Annotated in this window: 8 protein-coding genes; 2 read left to right on the top strand and 6 right to left on the bottom strand. The window is 34.2% G+C overall.

Features of this window, described 5'->3' with window-relative positions; translation table 11 throughout:
• Positions 1-222: 222 nt before the first annotated feature.
• From ACVWXS_RS18905 to ACVWXS_RS18915, 3 genes are all read right to left on the bottom strand, one after another.
• Positions 223-2,079, bottom strand: a complete 1,857-nt coding sequence (locus ACVWXS_RS18905) for an alpha/beta fold hydrolase (RefSeq protein ID WP_456959656.1) — start codon at positions 2,077-2,079, stop codon at positions 223-225.
• Between the two features lie 57 nt (positions 2,080-2,136).
• Entirely contained in the window at positions 2,137-2,703 is a 567-nt protein-coding gene (locus ACVWXS_RS18910) for a TetR/AcrR family transcriptional regulator (RefSeq protein ID WP_456959658.1), read from the bottom strand.
• A gap of 456 nt (positions 2,704-3,159) precedes the next feature.
• Entirely contained in the window at positions 3,160-3,831 is a 672-nt protein-coding gene (locus ACVWXS_RS18915) for a serine/threonine protein kinase (RefSeq protein ID WP_456959667.1), read from the bottom strand.
• 1,078 nt (positions 3,832-4,909) lie between these two features.
• Between ACVWXS_RS18915 and ACVWXS_RS18920 the strand changes: the two genes are divergently transcribed.
• On the top strand, positions 4,910-5,254 hold the full coding sequence (locus tag ACVWXS_RS18920; RefSeq protein ID WP_456959659.1) for a tyrosine-type recombinase/integrase: 345 nt from the start codon (positions 4,910-4,912) through the stop codon (positions 5,252-5,254).
• Positions 5,255-5,320: 66 nt separating this feature from the next.
• Here ACVWXS_RS18920 and ACVWXS_RS18925 read toward each other — a convergent pair whose 3' ends face one another.
• Entirely contained in the window at positions 5,321-6,376 is a 1,056-nt protein-coding gene (locus ACVWXS_RS18925) for an ankyrin repeat domain-containing protein (RefSeq protein WP_456959660.1), read from the bottom strand.
• Between the two features lie 370 nt (positions 6,377-6,746).
• On the opposite strand from ACVWXS_RS18925, the gene ACVWXS_RS18930 reads away from it, so the two are divergent.
• Complete coding sequence (locus ACVWXS_RS18930; protein ID WP_456959662.1) at positions 6,747-7,277, top strand: hypothetical protein; 531 nt, start codon at positions 6,747-6,749, stop codon at positions 7,275-7,277.
• Positions 7,278-7,534: 257 nt separating this feature from the next.
• Here ACVWXS_RS18930 and ACVWXS_RS18935 read toward each other — a convergent pair whose 3' ends face one another.
• Positions 7,535-7,714 (bottom strand): hypothetical protein, encoded by a 180-nt coding sequence (locus ACVWXS_RS18935; protein ID WP_139114405.1) that lies wholly within the window; start codon positions 7,712-7,714, stop codon positions 7,535-7,537.
• Between the two features lie 1,501 nt (positions 7,715-9,215).
• Entirely contained in the window at positions 9,216-11,015 is a 1,800-nt protein-coding gene (locus ACVWXS_RS18940) for a S9 family peptidase (RefSeq protein ID WP_456959663.1), read from the bottom strand.
• Positions 11,016-11,746 lie beyond the last annotated feature (731 nt).

Raw genomic sequence — 11,746 nt, forward strand, 5'->3', positions numbered from 1 at the left:
ACTTTCACAAGGTGATTACATGCCATGCGTAAGGAGCAATACTTTGTTCAATTCGCATTTTACTACCTCAGGATACTCATATGTACGCTGTAATTGATTAGCTTTTAGATTCTTAAGTAAATATATCCAGCGTTCAAGTAGACAATCTTTTTTTTCAAACAGTACGACTTTATTTCAAAGACACAACGATTTTACTACACGCTTTTTATTTATCCTACACTCTCATCTGCTAGTACTACTATTTTTTATTACCAAATTAGCCGTTTCACTCGGATGGTTAAGAGGAAAATGATGACCATATGGAACAAAATCAACCTTACCCAGATGCGAAGGAGCAGAATAGCCTCTGTCACAATCCCCCCAAATAATGCGAAGATTATACTTTGTTACTTCATTGAAATCACCTTGAACGTTTTTCAATAGTAAACTGTTAAGCTGAACCGTAGTATTTAAAATTCTAGGAGAAGTAAAACTGTTACTTATTTTTTCAATATAATGTTTAGGGATGCTCTCCGTACTTTCAAATAAACCATTACTTAATAAATAACGCTCGATCAAATTAGTAGTTGCCAATTTCAATGTCCATTTGTTCATAAATTGAGGAACATTTATCGATTTAGCATTTTTTTTAGCAACAGGTGGCTGAAGTAAAGTAATTGTATACTTCTTATCTATATACTTTTGTACTAATGCTTCCAAAAGAATATACGCACCAAATGAATGGCCAATTAGATGGGCACCATTAGTAGCTTTCTCTAATAACTTTTTCACTACATTCAAATAGATATTTAAAAGATTTTTCTCTCGTTTAAAAGGAGAACGTCCCAAACCTGGAAGGTCCATGATCCATACAGGTCGACCCGTTTTTTCATAAAGCTCTTTCCCTAAAGGAAATAAATCCTCTCCATCACTTAATAAACCATGTAATAAAATAAACGGTTTACCCTCTCCTTGTGATTGGTAAATGGTAGTATTATTACATAATGTTCGTTTAAATAAATGACTGTACTGGCCATTTTGATACATCATGCGATAATCCAGATCAGCTATTACGGCTGGGAAAAATTTCATTACATTTGTCTCCTTAAACCAATTTTCTCCCATAATCTTTTTCGCAGAACCATTTGAAAATGTTCGATTTGTAATAAAGTTTAGCCCATCAGCAGGAATTTGGGTTATTTTGCTTACGCCACTATTCATAAGTGCTTTCATAAATGGCATTGGGGCAGAAATTTTAGGTGCAGTCATATTCATACTTTCAGACATAGCATCCAATAATTCTGAAATATTCTGATCATGTTGTTTATCTTCAACAAGTGTATATGTTTGTATAGTTGGTTGCTCCAATCTGAAAACCTGCACAATAAACTTTGCTAGTTCATCGTTTGCAATAAGTGGTAATCTATATTCCTTACCTCCAGGGATCACTGGCATGAGCCCTTTTCGCATACTCCTCACAAGCAAGCCTAAGCCTCCTGTTTGCTCCGTACTCCCTGTTTTACTACTACCAACTACAGTTGGTGGATTAATTACTGAAAGCGGATAACCTACTGTGGATGCCTGTTGACGGATATAAAGATCTGCTAAAAACTTTGTTCTCTCATATGGATTTTTTATTTTCAAATAATTGTTTCCTTCTTTAAACACATCTATCGCAATCTTGCTATTTTTATCATCAAAGGGACTCATATAGCCTACAACATGAATAAATTGTTGCAATCCCTTCAATTGATGAATATTTTTTGCGAATTCACTAATATGCTGGGCACCATTCAAAAATACGGAAGCTGCCTCTTTGCTTGTCGCTTGAATATCCATGGGGCCTCCTGCGTGAATAATCACATCCGTTTTCAATACCAACTCCTTATCTTCAGCACTTAGACCTAAGTCTATTTTCGTCAAATCACCTTCAATAAAGTGCATAACTGCCTCTTTTAAGATGCCTCTTTCTTGATAAATGCGTGTTGCTTTACTTTTCGATCTCACTAATAGAAGAATTGTAACATGCTCTTTGGCCAATTCCTTCACTAATTGCTTTCCAATAAAACCTGTTCCACCAGTTAAAAATACTGTTCTCATATAAATCCTCCTTTTAGTACTATTCAGTACTAATTTGATGTAAAAAAAATGCTTCTTTTATCGAAGCAAGTTAAAAAAATGATCTACTGTTTTCATGATTACAGTTGCATCCTCCAGTGTTTCTGAAATAAATAGCGCTCCTTCAAGATTTGTAATAAAAAGAGATGCAACCTCGTCAATATTAATTGTCTTTCTAAATTCACCATTCTCTACCCCTTGTTTAAGTAATAGAGAAACTTTCGTTTGTAATCCTTGAAAAAAAAGAGCTATTTTTTCTTTTACTTTTGTGGCATTTATAGGGCTTTGAATATAAAGCGTAATAAATGGACAGCTCCCCTTATATTCTCTCGTCTGAACTCCTTGTGATAATTGCTTTAAAAACAGTTGGATACGATCTTCAACTAATAATTGGTTTTGAGATAGTATGCCATCAATTGCAGATTGATACATTTCAATCCAATAATCAACGACCCCTTCCAACAATTCTTCCTTATTAGAGAAGTGATAATACACATTAGACTTTGAAACTTTGCTTACACGAACTAATTCATCCATGCTTGTATAAGCAAACCCTTTTTCTAAAAATAATGTTGCAGCTACTTCAATCACACGTTTTTGATTCATTAGTTTTACCCTTGTCATAATTAGTACTGTACAGTACTATAATAGGTGTTGCAAGTATTTTTGTTAGTTTAATAAAAAAATTAATCAAAAAGGCTATACTTTAATTGATTTTACTGCTAAAAATGAATCTCATTTTGAACAAAGTTGAACTGAACCCCAAAACTGTTTGGGATGGCTTGCAATTCTTCACTATATCAATTAATATGTAAAATATTTAATGTCTGTAGATTCTTGTCCATACACAAGATTTTCTAGGACTCAAAATCCTATCCCTAACATCTCTTGATGCCATAACAATATCCTATCCATTCAACGTCAATGTAAAGCTTTTAATGCTTTACATTGATCCCTATTGTTAAATGTTTAAACAAGCATATTCTTCAACTAACTTGCTTCGTTTGTTTAAGTAGAAAAGGCTTTTCCTCCATAGATGAAGTAAAGCCCCGGTTAGTTCAATTATTTTTTAAACAGAAGTTTTAAAATATTCTTTGTAAACTCCTCATATGAAGAATTCTTTCCCCGCTGGTTATACCACTTTCGAATCGTTTCTACTAACCAAAACGGCACAGAATTTCCATCTATTAAATGATAGTATTGCTCATATCCTTTTTTTAAATGCTCCCATCGAAAATCATTACCTTGTAATGTGTATTCAGAGACATCAATTATTTTTGCTCTTCCATTTTGTAGTAAAATATTTTTCAAATGGATATCACGGGGGTTGAGGCCCTTATTCCGAACATATTCTCTTGCATCCTCCACTTCATTTACAACCTGTTCTGGAATGTGAATACCTTGTAGAATGCAGTCAAAGAGAGTCGTTCCTTCTTCATAGCCTAAAACAAGATATTCGTCATATGAAGCAAAACATGTTGAAAAGAAAGGTGAATCTTCTAATAATTGATAAACATTTGCTTCAACTTTTACTTTGTGTAATTTGTCCTTGGCATATATTTTAAATGCATAGGCTGGGGCAGAAAGAGACTGAAAAACAGCCGCATCTGTCCCAACACCTATACACTTCAAATCATTAGCTTCACCACTTATGGTTACTGGATCGTTATTTGGATTTGAAAATACTTTAATTTTAGAAAGAGAGCCAATAGCTTTGTCCCAGTCGTTTTCCAAATAATCACTCCCTTCATTAGCATTGAAGAAACCTACATTATCCAAGTTACTTTAATAGTGATTCTCTATTCCTCTTAACAAAATTCAGATTATACATTGCAGTTCATTGATTTTTACCTAACACTCCCGTAAAAGCTTGGAGGGTACTATTTTCATCATTATTTTGAATACCTCATTAACATATTCTTAGATTTTAATTAAATTCCTGAACATCGAATTTTTACTTTGAATTTTTTAAATTGGTTTTTTGTAGAATGAAAGGTTTTAATTATTTTGATCCTCAAAGAACATATATTGTGATTCTGAAACACCCAGCTATGTTCATCACTCTTTGAATAATTTTTATGAATATTGGACAAATCTACATTGAACGATAATTAGCATTATTTAAACGAATAATCCCCTTTTGAACGATAAATTATAGGAAACTTCCGATAACTAGAAAGTTGTGACCAAGGTATTTATATTATGTAAACTAAAATTATTTGGCATGGAGGAGGGCTTGGATACGTCGACTACCCATAATATCTGTACTTTTCGACTTGTAATTCTGAAGTTCATTATAATTTTCATGTGAACGATAACGCTCCTCTTTTATGATAATGGGATGATTTTCTATAGAAAATAATTATTGTTTAATACGATATCTGGAGGTTTTATACTTGCAACTACACGCAGCCATTGATGAATTTGTATTGTATATTGAGATTGAAAAAAATTACTCGGTTAGTACAGTCACTAGTTATGAATAAGATTTACAACTCTTCTTAAGCTTTTTAACGGATCATGGCTGTTCAACCTGTTTAAATGAGATTACCAAGACCCAAGTACGTCGCTTTATCCAATATCTATTAGGATCATTAAAACAAAAACCTCGTTCGGTCAACCGAAAAATTTCTTCCTTAAAATAGTTCACCAAATATTGTCTAAAAGAACACTACCTGACGAATGATTTTACTCATGGAATTGAATCACCGAAAACCGATGATAAACTTCCTATTCTATATGACATTAACGGATCTAAAGCAGCTATTTGGCTATTTAGAACGCGACCAACCACGTTTTTCGACGCGGAATAATGTTTAATTTGTTAGCAACAACAGTTCTGAGACGTTCTGAGCTTGTTTCATTAACATGGGAACAAATTGGTTTGATTAATGAAACGATTCGAATAGATGGAAAAGGGAAAAAAGAACGTATATTGCCCCTTCATCCACACTTAATTCCGCTTCTGGCATCCTATAAAGCTTCTTTAAGATCATATCAAATTTATCCATTAGAACCTGTTTTTCTAAATAAAAATCATAAAGCATTAGATCCGCGGGGTTTACATGTCATCTTTAAAGATGTGTTGAAAAAGGCAGGCCTCCCACCTACCCGCTTCACGTTGCATCACATACGACATAATATCCACTTTTCTTAGCCGTTAAGTGCTTAGAAAAGTGGATATTATTGTTTATAAAAATGTTTATTGGATTCGTTAAATATGTTAGCGCTTATATTCGGGCTGTTCTAAAATAATCGGATTCGGATTGCTAAGTACCCATTGCACTGCCAACTCGCATAGTCTCGCAGGTTCCTCATCTCCATCGCCTTTGTGAAGTTCTTTCGCTAATGTGATAGACTCCTGAAGTACAGCGGGATGTAATGGCGTACCTAAGCTAAAGTAATGGTTCAAACTTTTGAGCATTTTACGAAAATCATTATCCCAGTTGATGCCGCCGTTATCTAAAATTTCGTATGAGACTTTACCAGTAATACGAATAACCTCTCCTTGTACAGTTTGCGCATGTCCTTGCGAAGGAATTAATAAATTCCAAAGTTCATTATGTTGAGCCTGCCAGCCCTTTGTAAATACTGTTATTGGAGACGTACCATCATGCGTTTTTCGCTTCTCTACTGGTGGAACATCAAATAGCTCATAAAGACGGGAAAGTGCCTCATCCGTTTCGTTCAAATATTCTTTATTAAAACCTTCTCTGTGAAATTCAAAGTCTTTTCCAATTCGCTTAATAGAATTTTTCATTTCCGGCGTTACAGCTATACCCGCGCTCAGAAAAATCTCAGAAACTTCTACTAGATCAACAATATTTATATTTCTACATACTGCTAAAGCTTTGTCCAAAGGCGTCTCATTCATCATATTTATCGCGCTAATATTTGCGCCTTTAGAAACCAATGTGCGCACCGCATTTGGTTTAAAAAAAGCAGCCGCAGCAAATAAAGGTGTTTCGTTTTGATAATCCAAGGCTTCTATATCTGCATCTAACTCAAGAAGCAATTCAATATTCCCCCGCCAACTTATTGCCTGATTATGTAAAGCCGATCTTTTGTAATTGTCTCTCGCATTTATATTTGCCCCCTGTTCCACGAGCCAGCGAACCAATTCATCCGGTACATTAAAAAAACTTAAGGCTGTTGTTTTACTATAACCACCATATGCATCTAGCTCGCACTTTGTAAATACCTCTTGTAATGCCGCAATATCACCTGCTTCAATTAGTTCATTAAAATTTTTCGGTAACGTTTTTCTCTTCCTCGCCATATGTATTTTCGCTCCTTACATTAGATTATTGAATATAGTTCATTACACCATTTACCATATATATCAATCTATATTCTACCATGTTATAATTTCTTTGCTAAGAGAGTTTACAGAAAAGAGGTTACACTTATGCAACCGTTTTGGGAAAATGACTATAAAGAAGATGGGTATTACGCTTTTGGTAATCCAAGATAAAGTAAAAGGTCGTTTAAACATTCGTGTTTTTTTCCTCCTCTCGGCGAGAAAGATTTAGAGTAATTACGCATATGACAGTATCCGTGACTCCAATTAGGAATATGATTCATATGACTCTAACGGGCAGTATAACGTGATATAATTTGTACGTAATAGTGACGAGGTGATCATTTACATGGGAAACACAATAACTTTATGTGACAATTGCGATGAAAAAATTGTTGAGTCACTCTCTATGTCCAATGGCGCCACTAATGTGTTTCTCGATGTACTAGCATTAAGTGGGTCAGACTTAGCAGTAACAACCAGAGAGAAAGAGTTTATCGTTTGGTTGAATCAAAGAGATCAATCAGTTGTAGGTATTGGAACTGTGGGTTTTAGCATTAGTGAGATGCCTTGGACGAAAATGGATTTTATCGAGCTAAAAAGATTTTTGTTGTCTGTTATTGATGGTGCAATTAATAAATGCAGATGGGAAGATTTAAATTACACTCCAAATGAGTACATGGTAGTAAGGAATTTAAATCATTTATGTTTATTAATAACTAATTTTCATGAAGAATTTGTAGATGAGAGTTATTACACTTACTGGGTTACAGACGAGTCAGATGAGGAACCTACAATACCTATTGGTTTCCCAAAATGTTCGAACCATAAAGTTCTTCTATCTTGTCATGGTTGCCTATTATGTAATAATGGCATGTAGTCTTACGCTAACAGGCACGATAGTTCATCAGGTAAAAGAATTTTTACTAATGCATCTCAACTATTAAACTTTCTTTACCAACAGTGAGCAACACATTGGTGTTGGTGGGCTTGGTTCAGTACGCCACGTTACATCATTAATATGATGGTCGAATTAATGATGCCAACACCAGAAGATACCATCATCGATCCAATAATGTTCAGCAGATTTTTTTCCTCATTACCACCTCATTAATCCATATAGCGACTATTATGTTGTTAGTTCTCAATTATTATTTTTGTATTTTCAATTGTTACGTTTTCTGTTTCAGAAACATTCCTAATAGAATCATCAACTATATGTTGAATCAAAGTATCATCAATTTTTACATTCTTCGGTAAACCTACTGAACACGTTAATTCAGTAGTGCCTCCATCTAATATCATAACAGCGCTCAATTTTTGCATCAATTGTAATGTTAGGATATATTTCTTGTAAGCTTGAAGTAATAGCTATCATTAAAGAATCACCAATAGCTAGCATACCATCACTTGTTTCAATCTCGCATTGATTATCTACTCTAGGAGATTCTTTCTCAGCTATTTCCAAATCCTTAACAGGTTCTTTACTTTACTGTTCTTTAACGCTGTGAAACGTATCGAGATTCAGTAACACGTACCGTTGCCCATCTCGATCGCTCTCACAGCGCACAATAAAAGTATTTAGCGTTCTTTATTTTACATAATATAGGGTGAACACCTCAATGATTTTCTACAACTATAGACTACAGCTTTTCCTTATTCCTTCAATATTTGTATGTATTAAATAACTCATAAGCAATATATAATACTATCCGTATCTCGGTTTCACTTTGTTATTTGTTCACTCTTATGAATAATTCTTATGAATATTGGACAAATCTACATTAAACGATAATTAGCATTATTTAAACGAATAATCCCCTTTTGTACGATAAATTATAAGAAGCATCCGATAATTAATAAGTTGTGACCAAGGTATTTATATTATGTAAACTAAAATTATTTGGCGTGGAGGGGGACTTGGATATTTCATTTCCCCATAGAACTTTTCAACTTGCACTTGTGAAGATCCATATACTTTTACTTTTCATGTAAACGATAACATTCCTCTTTTACGATTCGATAATAGAATGATTTTGTACAGATCCTAATTATTGAGAGGTTTTATACTTGCATTTACAACGCAGCCCATCGATGAATTTGTATTGTATGTCGAGATTGAAAAAAACTTCTCGGTTAATAAAGTCACTAGTTTTGAATACGATTTACAACTTTTCTTAACTTTTTAACGGATCATGGCTGTTCAACCTGTTTAAACGATACCACCAAGACCCAAATACTTTGCTTTTTCCAATATCCATTAGGATCATTAAAAGAAAAAACTCGCTCGGTGAACTGAAAAATTTCTTCCTAAAATCATTTACTAAATAATATCTAAAAGAACACTGCCTTGCTAATGATTTTACGCACGGGATTGAATCATCAAAGACTGATGATAATTTCCCAGTTTATATGACATTAACGGATCTACATTAGCTATTTTCTATTTAGAACGCGACCAATCTCGTTTTTCTATCTGAACATTTATGAAAATCATAAAGCATTTGATTCACCCTGATATAGTTAGCGACGATTGTTTGCTAAAATCCTATCAGAGGATTAAAAACGAACTTTCCACAAGAAATAAATACGGATGTTCGTTTTTCACTATCGAAAGTGCTATTTGTCCATCGTCTGGATAGTGCATAAATCGAATAAAACAAGAATGTTATTATGGGAAGTCATCTAAAAGAAAATAATAAAGGTAGTAGTGACGATGTCAAATTTTGTATTTTTTATATTGATAAGCATTAACAATTGACTAGGTCCTACCATCGTAGAACCCAGTTTTTTCATTTAACTTCAAACAGTATTTCCGTTATGCTTTCACTTTAGATCCAACGAATTGATTCAAAAATGAGAGGATTTTTTGATAAACAGCAATTTCATTTTCTTTTTTAGAGAACCCATGTCCTTCGTCTTCAAGAAGCATGTACTCGACATCACGACCTTTATCTTTTAAAGCTTGTACGATTTGATCAGATTCCTCTTTCACAACACGTGGGTCATTCGCTCCTTGGATAACTAGCATTGGTTTGACCATGGTTTCTAGATATGTTAATGGTGAGTATTCAATGAGTTTTTGCTTGTCTCTTTCAGGGTTTCCTACCCATTGATCCATAATTGGCTTCCAGTCTTCAGGAACCGAGTTGATAAATGAGAACAAATCAGATGGACCAAATATATCCACTACTGCTTTGAAATAATCAGCATGTTTACCGTGAAGCAATAAGGCCATGTATCCTCCATAACTTCCGCCCATCAATAAAATATTGCCTTTTTCCGCGTAGTTACTATCAATGAGCCAGTCGAGACCAGCTACATTATCAAGGCGTGGACCGTGTCCCCAATCTCCTTCTACCATTTTCGTGAATGCCAATCCATATCCTGTTGAACCACGGAAATTCGGAGCAAAGATGCTATACCCATGATTTAAAAAGAATTGGAAGGAAGCTCTAAAAAATTTACGCTCTGCAGCTTGCGGACCACCATGCGGCCAAAAGATGATTTCACCATTATCATTTTCCTTTTTAGCTTTGAAAAATAAGGACTCAATTTCAAGTCCGTCAAAAGAAGAATAAGTAATCACATCCGGCTCAACTAATTCGCTTTGATCTACACCTGGAACTGTGTATTCCGTTAAAGATGTCCATCCATTTTCCTTAAATTGATAAATATTAATCGGCTTCGTAGCACTTCTTCCTAATAAATATAAACTACCGGATTTTGTGACTATAAGCTTTTCGATGACACTGCACGGTGAATCTAGTTCTTCCCAATTATTCGATAGCAAATCAAGCATGTATAAATGATCTTCTACACCTTTTTCACTAATTACATACAGGCACTGCTTTTCTTTGTTATATTTCAACGTAGTAAAGCTTTCATTCTCTAAATCTTTCAATTTTACAAACTCATTTGTCTCTAAATTATACGAAGCCAAATAGGTAAAATCAGCATCGTAATTCGTTAATAAATAGATGAGCTCATCGGATACAAAAACTGCGTCACTGACCGTATGTTGCTGATCTGTTGTCGGTGTCAGAAGAATATGTTCCTCTCCTCGTTTGGCGTATAGGAGTGTATACGTATTAGCAAAATGTTTATAGTAGAGGGCTACCTCTTCATTTGGGCTAAAATCGATTAAAAAAGTGGGCGCATCTTTTCCCTCAAGAACTGTTTCTTCCTCACCAGTCACCAAGTCATAGACATATGCATTTAAATACGTTGGATTTCCTTTCGAAGATGTATAATAAAGCTTGTTCCCATCTTCGGATAAAATTGGCCCGGAATTGCGAGTTCCTTCTTCATAAATAATTTTCTTCATTGTCCCACCTTGAAGTGGAAGTCCATAAAATTGCGTATTTTCGTTCCCGTTTTGGTCAAAACCGGCAATGATGAACCGTCCTTGTTTATCATAGAGAAGGCCTTGACAGCTCTGGTCAATAAAAGTAAGCGGCGTCGGGAACGTATTGGGTAAATTCATGGCCCATAAATTATACTTGCCACTTAAATTTGTACTGAAAACTAGTTGTTTTTCATCTGGACTAACCGCAAAATCACCAATCGAAAATGTTCGTAAAAACTGTTCTACATCTGGTTTAGAAAAAGATAACATAATGAAAACTCCTTCCTTTTTTAAATTGAGCGAAAAGTCTATCTTTTTATACAATACCACTATTACACTTTAATGTATAACATATGGTAATTTACACTTTAATGTATAACATATGGTAATTACATGTTTAAACCTTTGTTTATCATAAAATATAATAATGAGTACTCCTGTTTGAAACGTTTTCAATGATTTAAAATAATATCTAAACTTTGATTATAAAAGTTAAAATCATAATACCAGTTACAACTTAATGATTATGCAGAGTGGCATTGGCCAAGAGGATCCTGTCCCCCTACAAAATAGCACTACTATAAAAGCGTATTCGAAAAAATCCCGAATACGCTTCATTTAATCTTCCATCGTTTCTAAATATCCTTGCTGTAACCATGTATCCGTCAAAAACTGCTTAATCCCCGTAGCAAATGACAATTCAATCGTACTACTCGTAACGGCTAATATTTTCCCTTCTATATTGGGATCTGCAGTTAATTAAACCTTATTTAAAACCTTGAATAATAGTTGAGACAATATAATTTTCTAAATCATTATTAGGTTCTCATTCATGGATAAATTCTTTGGAATTATTTTTCGTTTCAATTGAGATATTTGTAAAGCTTGCATCTATTATAAATACTATCTGGATAGGCTACACTAAGTTGGACAGATAAAATAAGGGGTTGTAAACTTAGACTATTAAAAAAAGGAGCGTGCTACTATGACACGTCAACGTC

The organism is Lysinibacillus sp. TE18511, from assembly GCF_054062295.1.

Bases quoted from the DNA above. Each gene is read 5' to 3' on its own strand.
- ACVWXS_RS18930 (WP_456959662.1), top strand. From the start codon at position 6,747: ATGGGAAACACAATAACTTTATGTGACAATTGCGATGAAAAAATTGTT.
- ACVWXS_RS18905 (WP_456959656.1), bottom strand. From the start codon at position 2,079: ATGAGAACAGTATTTTTAACTGGTGGAACAGGTTTTATTGGAAAGCAA.
- ACVWXS_RS18925 (WP_456959660.1), bottom strand. From the start codon at position 6,376: ATGGCGAGGAAGAGAAAAACGTTACCGAAAAATTTTAATGAACTAATT.
- ACVWXS_RS18920 (WP_456959659.1), top strand. From the start codon at position 4,910: ATGTTTAATTTGTTAGCAACAACAGTTCTGAGACGTTCTGAGCTTGTT.
- ACVWXS_RS18910 (WP_456959658.1), bottom strand. From the start codon at position 2,703: ATGAATCAAAAACGTGTGATTGAAGTAGCTGCAACATTATTTTTAGAA.
- ACVWXS_RS18940 (WP_456959663.1), bottom strand. From the start codon at position 11,015: ATGTTATCTTTTTCTAAACCAGATGTAGAACAGTTTTTACGAACATTT.